Here is a 14,861-nt window from a genome sequence, read left to right as displayed (position 1 = left end):
TAGCAAATCGAAATCAAACGATAAGTCTGACATAAATGACCGTTATGAGCACTGGAATTACACGACAGATCGTCCTCGATACCGAAACCACCGGTATGAACCAGATTGGCGCCCACTACGAAGGCCACAAGATCATTGAGATCGGTGCGGTTGAAGTGGTGAACCGCCGCCTGACCGGGAATAACTTCCACGTTTACCTGAAACCGGATCGGCTGGTGGACCCGGAAGCGTTTGGTGTACACGGAATCGCAGACGAATTCCTGCTTGATAAACCTACGTTTGCCGATGTGGCCGATGAGTTTCTCGACTACATCCGCGGTGCAGAGCTGGTCATCCATAACGCATCGTTTGATATCGGCTTTATGGATTACGAATTTGCTAAGCTCAGGCGGGATATTCCAAAGACAAACGAATTCTGCAAAATTACCGATAGCCTGGCGCTGGCGAGGAAAATGTTTCCTGGCAAGCGCAACAGCCTTGATGCGTTATGCTCACGCTATGAAATAGACAACAGTAAGCGAACCCTGCACGGCGCATTGCTCGATGCCCAGATTCTGGCCGACGTTTATCTGATGATGACCGGTGGGCAGACCACGATGGCGTTCTCAATGGAAGGTGACAGCCAGCAGCAGAATGACACGGGGATCCAGCGTATTGTGCGACAGTCCAGCAAACTACGCGTTGTTTTCGCCACTGATGAAGAGTTAGCGGCCCATGAGTCGCGCCTTGACCTGGTGCAGAAGAAAGGCGGAAGTTGCCTCTGGCGGGCATAGTTTGTACGTTTTCCGTATGGAAATGACCATTCGGGTGATTTTTGCAGCAAACGATTAAAAAACGTGAGAAAAAGCGTTGACGAGGCGTGAGGCAATCCGTAATATTCGCTTCGTTCCCAAGCGGAACACAACGCGGAGTGGTAGTTCAGTTGGTTAGAATACCTGCCTGTCACGCAGGGGGTCGCGGGTTCGAGTCCCGTCCATTCCGCCACTATTCAGAAAGCCTGAATCAGAAATGATTCAGGCTTTCGTCGTTTTGGCCCGCCAACAATAATAATCTCCTCATCACACTTTATCGACCACGTCCGTGCTATCGGGCAGGCAACACATCAGGTCATCCTTAACCCGACGCATATCCAGGGGCAGATCAACCTGCGAAGTGATTCATCACGCAGGCGAAGCGGGGGGAAAAGTTATCGCCGATAAGCACCGTTTCTTCATTCAAGTGCTTTAGCATATACAGCTTGTCGGCACGTTCGTAAGCGTCGAAGAAGAGATAATCGACAGCATCCGTTGCTTCATCATCGGGAGATTTTTCACGTCCGTTGGGAGTGAGCATGAAAACACCGGCGGTATGGCCGAGTGGTCGGGCATAGCGAAAGAACAGTTTTCGGTTCACAGCAAACTCGCCATCATCACTTTTGAGTTTCCCTTGTACTGACAATGAAAGGTGTCCGGAGTTGTAGCTGGTAATCAGCATTATTCCATGGAGTACCTTTTTTGTATCCTGGATGTCGAGTATCGACGTGAATTCCGAGGAGCAGGAAAAACTGATTTCTTGTTTTTTCGCATTCCCGGCGATAATAAAAAAAGCGATAGCCGCCAGCCCAAAAATGGCAATCACGACTGACCATAGTAAAGGAGAGTGATCGCTTTCTTGCTTCATATCATTCCTCATGATGGCGATACTGGCTGATGCAATGGTAATAGCCGAGGTTCAGCCCGCATTCAGCGGCAAACGACCACTCAACCAGATTATGGTTGCTCGCCCAGGTATTGAGATACAGATCTTTTGGGTACGAACAGTCGGGGTTAATGCCCACGGACTTGAAAATATCCAGCGCTTTCTTTTCGGTTATGGTGTCGGTGAGGGCGTTTCCTAATATATGTACACGGCATTGTTCATAGTCGATAGTCCGCAGGATAGTCGCGTCCGTCATGGCGATTTCATTGGGAATCCATGTTAACCACGCTGTCGCCAGCACGGCGATACCAGTAATTAACGCGGTTATCGCCACAGGCCAACGGCTTTGTTTCTTTTTGTTGAGCGTCGATGCAACATTGGCAATTCTGGCGGGAGCTTGCGCTTCTTCCAGTTGCTGAATATTGATATTAGCGTCGCCCATCCGAAATCCCATCCGCGGAATTGTGACGATGAGTTCTGCAGGATGACCCGTAGACGTTATTGCTTTGCGCAGAAATGAAATGTGCTGATTGAGATTCGCATCCGTCGCTCTGGCGCCATTATGCTGAAAAACATTCAGCAGAATTTCATCACGCGAGGATATCTCTTTACCATTTTGCAACAAATAGAGCAGTAATTGTGTTGCCACATTATTCAATGTGGCCATTTCACCAGATGCCAGGTCTTTTAGGGTATTTTTATGTGGTCTGAAAACTAAGGAAGGTGCGAATAAGCAGGTCATTTCTTCCCAAGCTGACTCGCTGATTAAAATTTCGCGGATCTGGGCCGATTTTTTTCCCGCAAACACATCGAATCAGCCTATTTAGGCTATTTTTTCCACCATTTCTGGCGTTATTTCCGGTTTTTACTGAGATCTCTCCCACTGACGTATCATTTGGTCCACCCGAAACAGGTTGGCCAGGGTGAATAACATCGCCAGTTGGTTATCGTTTTTCAGCAGCCCCTTGTATCTGGCTTTCACGAAGCCGAACTGCCGCTTGATGATGCGAAACGGGTGCTCCACCCTGGCACGGATGCTGGCTTTCATGTATTCGATGTTGATGGCCGTTTTGTTCTTGCGCGGATGCTGCTTCAAGGTTTTTACCTTGCCGGGACGCTCGGCGATCAGCCAGTCCACATCCACCTCGGCCAGCTCCTCGCGCTGTGGCGCTCCTTGGTAGCCGGCATCGGCTGAGACAAATTGCTCCTCTCCATGAAGCAGATTACCCAGCTGATTGAGGTCATGCTCGTTGGCCGCGGTGGTGACCAGGCTGTGGGTCAGGCCACTCTTGGCATCGACACCAATGTGGGCCTTCATGCCAAAGTGCCACTGATTGCCTTTCTTGGTCTGATGCATCTCCGGATCGCGTTGCTGCTCTTTGTTCTTGGTCGAGCTGGGTGCCTCAATGATGGTGGCATCCACCAAAGTGCCTTGGGTCATCATGACGCCTGCTTCGGCCAGCCAGCGATTGATGGTCTTGAACAATTGACGGGCCAGTTGATGCTGCTCGAGCAGGTGGCGGAAATTCATGATGGTGGTGCGATCCGGCAGGGCGCTATCCAGGGATAATCGGGCAAACAGGCGCATGGAGGCGATTTCGTACAGGGCATCTTCCATGGCACCGTCGCTCAGGTTGTACCAATGCTGCATGCAGTGAATACGCAGCATGGTCTCCAGCGGATAGGGCCGTCGGCCATTGCCCGCCTTGGGATAAAACGGCTCGATGACAGCGGTCATATTCTGCCATGGCAGAATCTGCTCCATGCGGGAGAGGAAAATCTCTTTTCGGGTCTGACGGCGCTTAGTGCTGAATTCACTATCGGCGAAGGTGAGTTGATGGCTCATGATGTCCCTCTGGGATGCGCTCCGGATGAATATGATGATCTCATATCAGGAACTTGTTCGCACCTTCCCTAAGCCATCACCAATAATTACGGATTTAATTTTGTTTATTGGTATATGAGAAATCACTGATGTCTCCTTTAAAGCAGGATATCTCGCATTCGAGTGGGTGAAGCAATAGCATAACATAATTCATTTATAAAAAATGGTTGTACCATAGATCGCTTTATTAATATTTATATAACAATATTTTAATATCTCTTATAGAATCCTCTTTTCTCCTTCCTCTCTTTCACTATCTTATTGTCATTACTCGTTTTTGATATCCAATTTCATTTTTACAAAAATTTCATAAATACATTTTGCCTGTTGTTCTGGCTAAATAAAAAAATAGTTGATAGATAAAAACTCTATAAAAATGCTGAATAATAGATATTAACACTGATTATGTCGTGATTATTGGCGGTTTTTTAGGTAAACGATCGCTGTGCAGACAGTGTGACAACATGATTCCCTGAGTTTGATTAATACCGGATTTTTGCATTGTGTCATTTTCCCGTCGACTTAATATAAGCCCCGAAACAGCGTAAACAACTGTGGACGGTATTTCGGATGGAATACCAATGAAGTTCAAAATACGGGGCGGCTTGAGATGGATTGTTTGCAAGGATATGCGCTACCGCCACCTGCAGATCAGGATTTTCCGGACATAAATTATCTGCGGAAATAGATCTTCGGAATAACTAAAAAACAGATATAAGGTTAAGTAGTAATATGAAAATGAAAAACGTGGCTGTGGCCTGTGCGCTGATGGCGGGAATGACTTTTACTGCCTCTTCTGCTTTTGCTGCAAAAAATGTCGAACCGACTAACGGTAAAATTCACTTCACCGGTTCTCTGGTTAATTCCGCATGTGGTCTGGCACCAGAATCCAGCCCGGTACAGGTTAATTTTGGTGAGATCCCAACTTCTCAGTTAAAAGACAACCAACGTGCTGGCGTTAAGCATGCCAAAATCGTTCTGCAGGGCTGTGATACGACCGTCGCGAAAACGGCCACTGTGACCTATACCCCGGCAACGATTGATACAGACAACAACGCGCTGGCTGCATTCACCTCTGGTACTGCAAAGGGCGCGGGCATCGGTATGATTGACAGTGGCAACCAGGACGTGGAATGGGGTCAAGCCGCCTCTCAGGTCAACATTACCGATGGTGAAACCGACATTGATTTCGTCGCTTACCTGCAGGCAAACAACGCATCTGCGGCGGTAACCCCAGGTGATTTCGAATCTACCGTTAATTTCCAGATCGACTACCAGTAACGATCTGCAGCAGGCGCATTAACGCGCCTGCTTAACCCTTCCTGCGAATAACTGAAAGGAAATGCGGTGATGCCTGGATGGCGAATTTTACTGCTTTTTATCTTCATATCGCCTGCATGGGTTTTGGCTGACACCAATCGTCTTGTCAGTACGCCCGGCAAAATGCGCATGCGCGGAAATATTATTGAGGCTGCCTGTTATGTCGACCCACGCGACCGGTCGCTACTGGTTGAATTTGATGATCTCTCAGCCAGAGATATTTCCGGAAAACCAGAGAAAGTATCAGCGCATGATTTCAGCATTCATTTGTTGGGATGTTCATTAGGGGATTCTCAACACCCCGGGAATCTGTTTCAACGCGCCAATATTACCTTTTCTGGCGCACCGGATAGTGACAATCCTGATTATCTAAGCGTGCAATCGGAAACTGAAAATTTAGCGATAGAAATATATGACAGCAACGGACAGCAAATTCATCTGGGAGAGCCATCACCGGACTATGTGCTTAATCCAGGGAAAAACACGCTCAATTTTACGGCTTATTTGATCTCCCGCGACGGAAGAATGACATCTGGCGAATTTACTGCGGTCACGCATTTTGTTGTGAATTATCTCTGAGCTGCACTGCAATTCGGGTATCTGAAGGTTTGCGAACGAAAATGATCACGCTGAAAACAGATAAAAAACGTCTGGCGCTTTTTATTGCTCTGGTCTGTGCCTCTTCATGGGCTGAAGCGGATGAGGCCATTGAATTTAATACCGACGTACTGGATGCCAGCGACAGGCACAATGTCGATTTGCAGCGTTTTTCCGAAGGCAACTTTGTGACTCCCGGAGAATATCTGCTGGATGTTCGTATTAACAGCCAGGAGATTCCACAGCAGTCGATCCGTTATATCGTCGATCCTGCCAACCTGCATAAATCCATGGCATGTCTGACCCCGCAACAACTCGAATTACTGGCGCTCAAAGAAGAGGCGCTGGCCTATATTCATCCGATTAGCGCGACCTGCTATGACATTTCCCGCCTGCCGGGTGTGGCGCTGAATAATAGCGCAGGCGTACTGGACATTATCGTGCCTCAGGCGTGGATGAAATATACCGATCCAGACTGGACGCCACCGGAACGCTGGGATAACGGCGTCGCGGGGCTGATTTTTGACTACAGCGTCTCGGGCCAGGCCACACATTATGAACAGGGCGGCGATCGTTATCGCTCTCTGTCTGGCTATGGGCAGACAGGTTTTAACCTCGGCGCGTGGCGATTTCGTGGCCAGTATCAGGCCAATTACGCTTCGGATGATAATCGCGGCCGTATCGACTGGGATCAGATCTATGCCTATCGACCGTTGCCGATGCAGGCTGCAAAACTGACGGTCGGCGAAATCTACCTGAATTCTCAGGTTTTTGATTCGGTACGTTTCACCGGGGCTAACCTCGGCAGCGACGAGCGTATGTTGCCACCGAATTTGCAGGGCTACGCGCCTGAAGTGCACGGCATCGCCCGCAGCAATGCGAAGGTTACCGTCAGTCAGCAGGGCCGTGTTATCTATCAAACCACCGTTCCTGCAGGGCCATTTAATATTCAGGATCTGCACGGTTCGGTACGCGGCACGCTGGATGTTCGCGTCGAGGAGCAGGATGGCAGCGTACACACTTTTCAGGTCAATACGGCCGATATTCCTTACCTGACGCGACCAGGCTATGTGCGCTACAACGCCGCGGTCGGGAAGCCATCACGTTATAACCATGACGTTCAGGGGCCTGCGTTTTATAGCAGTGATTTTTCATGGGGGGTCAGCAATGCATGGTCGCTGTACGGCGGCGCGCTGCTGACTGGCGATCGCTATAACGCCTGGTCGATGGGGATTGGGCGGGACTTGAGCTGGCTGGGGGCGCTGTCGGCTGATGCGACGCAATCCGTGAGTCGGGTAAAGCATCAGGCTGAACAAAAAGGCATGTCCTTTAAGCTCAGCTACGCCAAAACTTTTGATGAGTACAACAGCGCCATCACCTTTGCCGGTTACCGCTTCTCACAGCGTAACTTCCGCACTTTCTCGCAGTTTCTCGACGAGCAGTATGAAAATAACAACAGTGCCGGCAACGAAAAAGAGATGTACACCATCACCGGCAACAAAACCTTCTTTGCTGACGATCCACTATTAGCGACCACGCTGTACCTGACCTATACCCACCAGAACTATTGGGATCGCGGTTCCCAGGATCGTTACGGATTATCGATGGGGCACAGCTTTTCATTTGCTGGCATCCAGGGGATCAGCGCCAACGTTGCGGCTTACCGCTCTGAGTATCAGGGCAAACGAGACGACAGTCTTTCGCTTTCAATCTCGGTGCCATGGAGCGATGGCCGCTCTATGGATTACGAATTACAGAACAGCGGCAACCAGACCAGCCAGATGGTTTCGTATTCCGATAACCGCGACCGTAACAATCCGTGGCGTTTGCGCACAGGGGTTTCCGGTGAAGGGCGTACGGCGTTTGATGGCTATTACAAGCACCGCAGCATGATGGCGGAACTGGAATCTAACGTCAGCTGGCAGCAATCACGTTATTTCTCCGTTGGCGGCACGATGCGCGGCGGTTTTACCGCGACGCGTCACGGTGCGGCGCTGCACAACAGCCAGGCGTCGATGAATACCGCCAGAGTGATGGTTGATACCGACGGGGTGGCGAACGTGCCGCTGAACGGCGAACAGGCGCACTCAAACCGCTTCGGTATTGCCGTCGTACCGGACGTCGTTAGCTATCACAGCTTTGATACCCGTATCGATGTGGACGCAATGGACGAGGACATTTCCGCAACCAAAGCCATCGTGACCAACACCCTGACGGAAGGTGCGATTGGCTACCAGCATTTTGCCGTGGCGCAGGGGCAAAAAATGATGGCGCTGCTGCGCCTGAAGGATGGTTCGGTACCGCCGTTTGGCGCCGAAGTGTTTAACGCTAACGGCGTTAGCGTCGCCATGGTAATGGAAAACGGTATGGCCTGGATTGCGGGTGTGAATCCGGCTGAGCGTCTTTCCGTTGCCTGGGCTGGCCGTGCGCAGTGCCACTTACAGGTGCCACAACAAATCAACCCGGAAGGTAACGTGCTGTTGCCTTGTGAATAATTTCAATAACCTGAATGAATTTTGTCATGAATAATCAAGCTTTTTACTCCGTGCAGCGTTGGCTTAAACCCGTGGCCTGTGGCCTGCTTTTGATTGCAGAGATCAACACCTCATGGGCGGGTATTGCGCTCGACCGTACCCGCATGATCATCACTGGTGATGCGCGCTCAGTCAGTGCGAACTTAACCAATACCAGCCCGAGCATTCCGTTTCTGGCTCAGTCGTGGGTGGAAGATGCCAACGGAACAAAAATTACCTCGCCGCTGATGGTCTTACCGCCGCTGCAACGAATTAACGGCGGGCAAAAGGGAATTGCCCGCGTGACGAAAACCAGCGGGATCAACGCCCTGCCGCAGGATCGCGAGAGCTTGTTCTACCTGAACGTACGTGAAATTCCGCCTAAACCGGATAAGCCGAACGTGCTGCAACTGGCGATGCAGTCGCGCATCAAATTGTTCTACCGTCCGGCCGCCATTGTGCCGGAAACGCCGGGCGCCGTGTGGCAAAACCAACTGGTCTTTCACAAGCAGGGCCAGCGCTGGCGTGTGGATAACCCAACGCCTTACTTCGTCACCTTAATCGGCTTAAGCCGCAAGCCAGAAGCGCAGGGAGGCGGCAGATTGACCGACTTCCCCGGCGTTATGGTCTCACCAAAATCCTCTCTCGATTTTAGCGTCACGGACGGCAGCGTCAGCCAGTTCAGCATGATGTACGTGAACGATTTTGGCGGTCATCCCGAACTGAAATTCAGCTGCACAGGCAATGTATGTAAAGCATTGCCGATGGAGCAACAGCCCCGGTAACAGGAATCGTAAATGAAAAAGATGCTTTGCGCCCTGCTGATGGCGGGCATGGCCTGGCAGGTTCAGGCCACCAGCGGCCGCCAGGATATGAGCAACGTGTCCGGTGAGTATGGCAACGTCCGCTTTCACGGCCGGGTCTACGTGTCGCCGTGCGTGCTGGATATGGCCTCACGCGATCAGACCATCAATCTTGGTGATATTTCCGCCAGTCGGTTTCGCCAGGGCGGCGATCGCAGCGAACCGGTGTTGGTCACGCTGTACCTGAACGGCTGCTTAAAGGGCTCTGGTCATACCCTGAGGGATTTCCCCGGGCAGACCAGCGAAATGCCTGAGCTGGCGCACAGCACGGTGGAACGTGGCGTTTCGATGACGCTGATGGCCGAAGGCGCGCCGGAAAACAGTGACCTGGGGCGTATTCGTGGTGATGTGCGCGGCGCGGGCATTCGGCTACTGACCGAGCGTAATCAGCTGATCCATCTGAACCAACCGCAACGTATGTGGATCCTCAAACCAGGCGATAACGCCATTCACTTTCTGGCCACGCTGGAATCTTTTGGGCCAGAGGTGACTGCCGGAGAATTTAACGGCCTGGTGAGACTTAAGCTGGAGTATCTATGAGCGTATTACGCAAAGCGCTGTTGTGGGTTGCCCTGGCTGGCTGTCCACTGGCCGGGCAGGCATTTACACAGGGGGAAGGTGAGCCGGAGGGCGGGTCGCCGCATCAGTACGATATCGAATTGAGCTCGCTGGATGTCAGTAAAAACCACGTGGGTGGCAGAACGGATCCGTTTACCTGGAATCTGGGCAGTTGGTATGTGGTGAATTTCTATTGCGAGCAGGCTGACATCTCCCGGTCGCCGATTTACTACACCACCACGACTACGATGCCGCCTTCAAATCAGGGGGCGAACCGTTTTCGGCTAAATGAGTATCTGGATGTGGAAGTGCAGGTGTGGGTTGCCGGGGGCTATAAACAGTATGTTCAGGCGCCTTTTACCAACGTTTCAAACCGCAACAGCAATAACACTTGCAAAAAGCGCAAGGGCTACACGCGCGCCACTAACGTTGAAAGTGGTTCAAAAGGGAAAGTGACGTTTATTGTCACTAAACCCATTATCAACGGCATCAATATCACTTCCCAATCGCTGGTGGAGGTAGCCGGGCGCATGGGGAGCGCGGGACCTACGCCCACTACGGCGATTTCCCGTGTGGTGATTAAATCCGGGCTGATTACCGTACCGGACAAATGCACCTTCAACCGGGGAGACAAAATCAGTATTGAGTTTGGCGATCTGCCAGGATCCGCTGCCCGGCTCAATGGCACTAACTACAGCAAGTCGATCCCCATTCATGTTGTTTGTGAAGGCGGCAGCTTCGATCAGGGCGCGCTGAACATTAATCTTGGCGTACAAACTACCACGGCGTCAGGCACGGCGGGGTTCAACGATCATCTCCTCGGCACGCTGAGCGGCGGACAAAAGCGCGACGATCTCGGCATTATGCTTAAAGACGAGAGCGGTGGCACCGTCGTGCCCAATCAATTCTATAACGTGAAAGGTTTTTACCAGAATCAGGGCGACTGGAATCTCACCGCTGCACCGGTGGCAAAGCCGGGCGTGGGAAGCGTTAAGGAAGGTGAGTTTGAAGCCTCTGCCACCGTTGTTGCGCAGTTTCAGTAGGGGGATGCCATGAGATTTTCGGCGTTATTCGCGATCGGCGTGTTACTGCTTGGCGGCATGGCGCAGGCCGACACCAAACTGGTCGGCGGCGATATGTATTTTCACGGCACTATCAGAGCGCTGGCCTGCAGCCTGGCACCTGGAGGCGACAAAATCGAGGTCGATTTCGGGCAAATCGCGACGCAGGATCTCTATCTCTCTGGGCGCAGTAAGCCGGAAAAATTCAGCATTCAGCTACGCGACTGCAACCCTGAGGTTTTTCGCGGGATCTCGGTCACTTTCAGTGGTAGTGAGGATGCTGAACTGGACGATCATCTGGCGCTGGATAGCAGTGAACAGGGCGGCGCGACAGGGATCGGTATTGGGATGAGCGAAGAGGACGGCACGGCAATCCGCCTTGATGAGAGCACGTCAGTCAAAGAGATAACTGCAGGCTCGATGACGCTAAATTTTTGGGCGTGGGTCGCAGCAGAGCCGTCGGCGATAAAAAATCAGTCTCTCGAATACGGTCCATTCAGCGCCAGCGGGACCTGGACACTGAGCTACCAGTAGCATGATGAACGCTCTGAATCGTATTGCCCCGCTGCCTGCGCAGAAATTATTGCTCTTTATTAGTCTGTTTTTCTGGTGTGGGGTAATGCATCTCTACTGGCCGAATAACGGCGGCAGCGGTCTGTCGTTGCCGCTTAATATTACGAGCTGGATTTATGCCGTTGTGCTGGCTGCAAGCGCATCAGTGCTGGTGCCTCGTCAACGCTGGCGTATCACTGTCCCCGCCACGGTTTTTTCGATGGGGGCGCTCATCCTGACGCTGCTTTGTCTGCTGACGCCTGGCGTCTGGCAGTTCGAGGCGCAGCTGGTCGCAGGGGCGCTGCTGGGAGGCGTGCTCGTCTATCTGGTGACATTGCAGATTCCGCTTGCGGCAAACACCCTGACGGTACTGCTGACCCTGCTATGGGGCGCGTGCGTCATCGAATGTCTGGCGTTTTTGTATCAGTACTGGCATTTGCCGGGTGTTGATTACTGGGAGTTTGCCTGGCGACGCGGTACGCGGCCCTACGGTATTTTTCAGCAGGTCAATCTGATGGCCAGCTTCACTGCATCTGGTGTGCTGCTGTCAGCTCCGCTCTTTTTACGGCTACGCGACAGATATCGAATTGTCATCGGGGTTGCTCTGGTGATGATGGGCTTTGTGCTGCATGAATCCCAGTCGCAAACCGGCTATGTGTCTGTGGTGGTAGGTGAAGTCTTGCTGCTGGTGGTTTTCCCGGCGCAACGCCGTATGTTGTTGCTACTTCTGCTGCCGCTAGCGTTAGGCATGGTGGCGGGCACGCTCGCTCGCCATTTTTTGTCCGTTGCTACAGTCGATCACCTGACCACTTCCCAGGTGCGCTGGACGGTGCTTAAAACGTCACTGGCATTATTTGCCGAACGCCCGTGGACGGGGTGGGGCGTGGGCAGTTTTGCCGCCGTGTTTCTCGAACGCGCGGGGCCGTTGGGGCTGAGCAGCATCTCGCATCCGCACAATGAGCTGGTGCTGTGGCTGGTGGAGGGCGGCCTGGTTGGGCTGGCGGGGGCGCTGTGCTTTATTACGGGAGGCTTCTGGCTGTGGATGCACGGAAATCGCTGGCGTCGCGCCTGTCTGGTGGCGGCGCTGCCGGTGGTCATTCATATGTTGACGGAATACCCCGTCAGGCAGTCAACACCACATTGGTTACTGCTGATCCTGCTGCTTCGTTGTGCAGATAGCCCGCTAAAAGGGGTTCGCCTGACGCTTACGTCGACGTCGCTGATTCGTGCGCTGGCATTGATCTCGTTTTTAACCTTCACGCCATTGTTGCTTCTCTCACTGCACACGCAACAGCAGTTGACGCTGGCGGAGCGACAGTCAGCGCAGTGGCGTCTGGCCGAGTCGCTCCCGGTAGGAGGCTGGCTCCTTGCCCCTCGCTACCGGTTTGATGTTCAGATGGGGTATCTGCAACGGTATCAGCGTACCCGGGACGCTCGCTGGCTGGAAGCGGTTCGCCGCTGGGCACCTGACTATGTGCGTGTTCACCCAGACCCGAATGTCTCCTTCACGCAAATCTTGCTGGCGTTACAGCAGCGCGACCTACCTGAGGCGCATCGTCTGGCGACGCGCTTTTACCTGACATACCCGAACGATCGCCGTATCCCGTGGCTGCAGGATGCACGACGTCCTTTCAATCAAAAAATGGAATGATATGAACAGATTCAGCGAACAGACCCGCCATGTGCCAGAGCTTCCCCGCAACGCCGAGCTGCTGCGGATCACCGGGATCCGTTTGCAGCGCATCCATTTTTTTGATGATGCATCGCTGGATGTCTGCGAGGTGTTAAGTCAGGTACGCACGCCGCTACCGCTCGATCTTTTTTTCAAGCACATTTCCATCACCGCAAAACAGCAGCTATTTCTGTGGCAAATGCGGCAGGTACTGGCACTCTCAGGAAGTTATTCGCTGAATTTATCCGTCAGGATGCTGACCTGTCTGTCGTGGATTGCGCAGCTCGCCCGCCAGGCGCATCAGGGGCGGATTGTTATCGAAATACAGGATCCTGGCACCATGATGCGACTGGAAAAGGCAGAACAGCAGGCTGTTTGCATTGCCGTCAAAACCCTGGTGCGTCACGGGTTTCGCGTGTGGCTGGATGATGTTTCGCCTGAGCTATTTTTTGTCTGGCGACTGTCTGGCATCCGTTTCGATGCCATCAAAATTGAAAGCGGAATGTTTCATCAGTTCAGGACGTCGGAGTGGCAGTTGAGGGTACTGGTCAATCAATTTCGCGGGTTGGGAGAACGGGTTGTGATCGAGGGGGTGGAAACGCCGCAGGATTACGCGATTTGCCGTATGAGCGGCGCAGATGCTGTGCAGGGATTTTTGTTCGAGCAGGAAGTATTACCGAAAGGCCTGAATCATTGCTGATTCAGGCCATGGTCATTATTCGCTCAGCGTCTGTGCGATATCTTTTTGCACCTGCTGGCGCTGTTCTGGGGTCAATACTTTGTTCAGGTCGAAATAGTATTTCACGCGGTAATAACGTGCCTGCTGTTCAATATTGCTGAACGCGGAAAGCTGTTTTTTGACGGCGGCTTCATCCCATTTCCCGGACTTGATGACGTCAATCAACGCGCCGTCTTTAACATCCTTCACCGATATCTGGCTAACGTTGGTTTCAAGCTGCTGGTGCAGTTTTTTAATCTGCGCAACCTGGTCAGTGCTCAGTTTAAGGTGCTGAACTACCGGGTCCTGAGCTGGTGCGGGTACATTGGATACGTTTGCTGCAAGCGTGCTAAAAGAAGCGCCAGCCACGGTTGCCGCCAGCAAAGTCATGCGTACGAAGTTCTTCATTTCGGGATCCTGATAAGGGAATTATTAACATTGTCTGTCACTCGCTGAAGACGAGTGATTATCCTTTGCAGAATACGATGCCCGAAGCACGTCGCCACGCGAATTTGTTTTGCGGTTGGTTACGGAGTGAAACAATCCCGCTACGGAAAACGTTGTGCAGCGGGAAGAAGGCGATATCTACAGCGTGAACGGGTCAGCGTCCTGCCAGGCGGGGAATTTCTCGCGGTACTCGCGCAGCGCCGAGAGTGACAGTTCAGCGTCAATGCGCGTAGCCTGATGTGGCTCGGCGGTGGCAATAATCTCCCCCTGCGGATTAATCACCCGGCTGTCACCGCGATAATGATGGCCGTTACCGTCAGTACCCACGCGGTTACATCCTGCTACATAAGCCTGGTTCTCAATTGCCCGCGCGGTGAGCAGAACCTGCCAGTGTAGCGAACGCGGCGCTGGCCAGTTGGCGACATACAATGCCAGGTCGTAATCGTTGCGGTTGCGCGACCATACCGGAAAACGCAGGTCATAACAGACCAACGGCAGAATGCGCCAGCCGCGCCATTCAAAAATAACCCGCGCGTCACCCGCCTGATAATGTTGATGTTCATCCGCCATGCGGAACAGGTGGCGCTTGTCATAGAAATGGACATTACCTTCGGGTTCGACCAGCAAAAAGCGGTTTACCGGGCCACGTTCAGACAGGAGAGCGGCGCTGCCTGCAATAAGGGCGTTCGTCTGTTGCGCCTTAGTGCGCATCCAACTGACAACCTCTTCCTGCGGCAGCGATTTGCTTGCCGCTTCCATGGCAAATCCGCTGGTAAACATTTCAGGTAACACAATGACATCACGTCCGGTGACGGTTTCCAGTTGGCGGTCGAAATGGCGCAGGTTGGCCGGGCCATCCATCCAGATCAGCGGTTGTTGCAGCAGAGTAATTTTCAAACCGGGCACGATCGAGGCTCCTCATTGAACAACATTTTGACACTGTAGCATGAGCTCTAACTGAAATGTGGCAATAAAAAGCCCCGCATTAAGCGGGGCTA

The 14,861-nt window shown here is 52.5% G+C and carries 16 protein-coding genes and 1 tRNA gene; 11 read left to right on the top strand and 6 right to left on the bottom strand.

The genetic code is table 11. The annotated features are described in order from the left end of the window. The first annotated feature begins 44 nt into the window (after nucleotides 1-44). Nucleotides 45-773, top strand: coding sequence for a DNA polymerase III subunit epsilon (gene dnaQ / locus HV229_RS20395; RefSeq protein ID WP_029139417.1), 729 nt, complete (start codon nucleotides 45-47; stop codon nucleotides 771-773). A 134-nt stretch (nucleotides 774-907) separates the two neighbouring features. Continuing rightward, nucleotides 908-984 (top strand) — tRNA-Asp (locus tag HV229_RS20390). A gap of 156 nt (nucleotides 985-1,140) precedes the next feature. Here HV229_RS20390 and HV229_RS20385 read toward each other — a convergent pair. From HV229_RS20385 to HV229_RS20375, 4 genes are read right to left on the bottom strand one after another with little or no spacing between them, the layout of a single operon-like run. Next, on the bottom strand, nucleotides 1,141-1,659 hold the full coding sequence (locus HV229_RS20385; protein ID WP_016155747.1) for a hypothetical protein: 519 nt from the start codon (nucleotides 1,657-1,659) through the stop codon (nucleotides 1,141-1,143). 1 nt (nucleotide 1,660) lies between these two features. After that, on the bottom strand, nucleotides 1,661-2,419 hold the full coding sequence (locus HV229_RS20380; RefSeq protein WP_181547744.1) for a winged helix-turn-helix domain-containing protein: 759 nt from the start codon (nucleotides 2,417-2,419) through the stop codon (nucleotides 1,661-1,663). After that, nucleotides 2,376-2,561, bottom strand: coding sequence for a hypothetical protein (locus HV229_RS26530; RefSeq protein WP_327003680.1), 186 nt, complete (start codon nucleotides 2,559-2,561; stop codon nucleotides 2,376-2,378). Before HV229_RS26530 ends, HV229_RS20380 begins: the two co-directional genes overlap by 44 nt. Next, on the bottom strand, nucleotides 2,543-3,523 hold the full coding sequence (locus HV229_RS20375) for an IS5-like element ISKpn26 family transposase (RefSeq protein WP_000019445.1): 981 nt from the start codon (nucleotides 3,521-3,523) through the stop codon (nucleotides 2,543-2,545). The genes HV229_RS26530 and HV229_RS20375 overlap by 19 nt, the downstream gene beginning before the upstream one ends. A gap of 771 nt (nucleotides 3,524-4,294) precedes the next feature. On the opposite strand from HV229_RS20375, the gene HV229_RS20370 reads away from it, so the two are divergent. From HV229_RS20370 to HV229_RS20330, 9 genes are all read left to right on the top strand, one after another. Continuing rightward, a complete protein-coding gene (locus tag HV229_RS20370; protein ID WP_016155749.1) occupies nucleotides 4,295-4,843 on the top strand; it encodes a fimbrial protein in 549 nt (182 codons plus the stop codon). Nucleotides 4,844-4,912: 69 nt separating this feature from the next. After that, nucleotides 4,913-5,461, top strand: a complete 549-nt coding sequence (locus HV229_RS20365) for a fimbrial protein (protein WP_019076063.1) — start codon at nucleotides 4,913-4,915, stop codon at nucleotides 5,459-5,461. A 41-nt stretch (nucleotides 5,462-5,502) separates the two neighbouring features. Next, nucleotides 5,503-7,974, top strand: a complete 2,472-nt coding sequence (locus tag HV229_RS20360; protein ID WP_181546253.1) for a fimbria/pilus outer membrane usher protein — start codon at nucleotides 5,503-5,505, stop codon at nucleotides 7,972-7,974. Nucleotides 7,975-8,000: 26 nt separating this feature from the next. Continuing rightward, on the top strand, nucleotides 8,001-8,777 hold the full coding sequence (locus HV229_RS20355; RefSeq protein WP_019076064.1) for a fimbria/pilus periplasmic chaperone: 777 nt from the start codon (nucleotides 8,001-8,003) through the stop codon (nucleotides 8,775-8,777). Between the two features lie 12 nt (nucleotides 8,778-8,789). Continuing rightward, nucleotides 8,790-9,395: a fimbrial protein gene (locus HV229_RS20350; protein WP_019076065.1), complete on the top strand. Its 606-nt coding sequence runs from the start codon at nucleotides 8,790-8,792 to the stop codon at nucleotides 9,393-9,395. Continuing rightward, the gene (locus tag HV229_RS20345) at nucleotides 9,392-10,456 is read left to right on the top strand and encodes a fimbrial protein (protein ID WP_016155754.1); all 1,065 of its coding nucleotides are present in this window, start codon (nucleotides 9,392-9,394) and stop codon (nucleotides 10,454-10,456) included. The genes HV229_RS20350 and HV229_RS20345 overlap by 4 nt, the downstream gene beginning before the upstream one ends. Before the next feature lie 9 nt (nucleotides 10,457-10,465). Beyond that, nucleotides 10,466-11,008 carry a fimbrial protein gene (locus HV229_RS20340; RefSeq protein WP_047357614.1) on the top strand — a complete coding sequence of 181 codons (543 nt, stop codon included), beginning with the start codon at nucleotides 10,466-10,468 and terminating at the stop codon, nucleotides 11,006-11,008. A gap of 1 nt (nucleotide 11,009) precedes the next feature. After that, nucleotides 11,010-12,677, top strand: coding sequence for an O-antigen ligase family protein (locus tag HV229_RS20335; protein ID WP_181546251.1), 1,668 nt, complete (start codon nucleotides 11,010-11,012; stop codon nucleotides 12,675-12,677). Between the two features lies 1 nt (nucleotide 12,678). Continuing rightward, nucleotides 12,679-13,398, top strand: a complete 720-nt coding sequence (locus HV229_RS20330) for an EAL domain-containing protein (RefSeq protein ID WP_065554276.1) — start codon at nucleotides 12,679-12,681, stop codon at nucleotides 13,396-13,398. A 15-nt stretch (nucleotides 13,399-13,413) separates the two neighbouring features. Here HV229_RS20330 and HV229_RS20325 read toward each other — a convergent pair whose 3' ends face one another. Further along, on the bottom strand, nucleotides 13,414-13,824 hold the full coding sequence (locus HV229_RS20325) for a Spy/CpxP family protein refolding chaperone (protein WP_016155758.1): 411 nt from the start codon (nucleotides 13,822-13,824) through the stop codon (nucleotides 13,414-13,416). 177 nt (nucleotides 13,825-14,001) lie between these two features. Continuing rightward, nucleotides 14,002-14,769: an amidohydrolase gene (locus tag HV229_RS20320; RefSeq protein WP_016151813.1), complete on the bottom strand. Its 768-nt coding sequence runs from the start codon at nucleotides 14,767-14,769 to the stop codon at nucleotides 14,002-14,004. Nucleotides 14,770-14,861 lie beyond the last annotated feature (92 nt).

The organism is Citrobacter sp. RHBSTW-00524 (assembly GCF_013747755.1).
Taxonomy (GTDB): Bacteria; Pseudomonadota; Gammaproteobacteria; order Enterobacterales; family Enterobacteriaceae; genus Citrobacter; species Citrobacter braakii.
Note: the sequence above shows the minus strand (reverse complement) of the source record. Positions and strands in the feature narration are given on the sequence as shown.

Excerpts from the sequence above, each read along its gene's own strand:
- HV229_RS20370 (WP_016155749.1), top strand. The coding sequence starts at position 4,295 with ATGAAAATGAAAAACGTGGCTGTGGCCTGTGCGCTGATGGCGGGAATG.
- HV229_RS20350 (WP_019076065.1), top strand. The coding sequence starts at position 8,790 with ATGAAAAAGATGCTTTGCGCCCTGCTGATGGCGGGCATGGCCTGGCAG.
- HV229_RS20385 (WP_016155747.1), bottom strand. The coding sequence starts at position 1,659 with ATGAAGCAAGAAAGCGATCACTCTCCTTTACTATGGTCAGTCGTGATT.
- HV229_RS20345 (WP_016155754.1), top strand. The coding sequence starts at position 9,392 with ATGAGCGTATTACGCAAAGCGCTGTTGTGGGTTGCCCTGGCTGGCTGT.
- HV229_RS20375 (WP_000019445.1), bottom strand. The coding sequence starts at position 3,523 with ATGAGCCATCAACTCACCTTCGCCGATAGTGAATTCAGCACTAAGCGC.
- HV229_RS20360 (WP_181546253.1), top strand. The coding sequence starts at position 5,503 with ATGATCACGCTGAAAACAGATAAAAAACGTCTGGCGCTTTTTATTGCT.
- HV229_RS20340 (WP_047357614.1), top strand. The coding sequence starts at position 10,466 with ATGAGATTTTCGGCGTTATTCGCGATCGGCGTGTTACTGCTTGGCGGC.
- HV229_RS20380 (WP_181547744.1), bottom strand. The coding sequence starts at position 2,419 with ATGACCTGCTTATTCGCACCTTCCTTAGTTTTCAGACCACATAAAAAT.
- dnaQ (WP_029139417.1), top strand. The coding sequence starts at position 45 with ATGAGCACTGGAATTACACGACAGATCGTCCTCGATACCGAAACCACC.
- HV229_RS20330 (WP_065554276.1), top strand. The coding sequence starts at position 12,679 with ATGAACAGATTCAGCGAACAGACCCGCCATGTGCCAGAGCTTCCCCGC.
- HV229_RS20355 (WP_019076064.1), top strand. The coding sequence starts at position 8,001 with ATGAATAATCAAGCTTTTTACTCCGTGCAGCGTTGGCTTAAACCCGTG.
- HV229_RS20365 (WP_019076063.1), top strand. The coding sequence starts at position 4,913 with ATGCCTGGATGGCGAATTTTACTGCTTTTTATCTTCATATCGCCTGCA.
- HV229_RS20335 (WP_181546251.1), top strand. The coding sequence starts at position 11,010 with ATGATGAACGCTCTGAATCGTATTGCCCCGCTGCCTGCGCAGAAATTA.
- HV229_RS20325 (WP_016155758.1), bottom strand. The coding sequence starts at position 13,824 with ATGAAGAACTTCGTACGCATGACTTTGCTGGCGGCAACCGTGGCTGGC.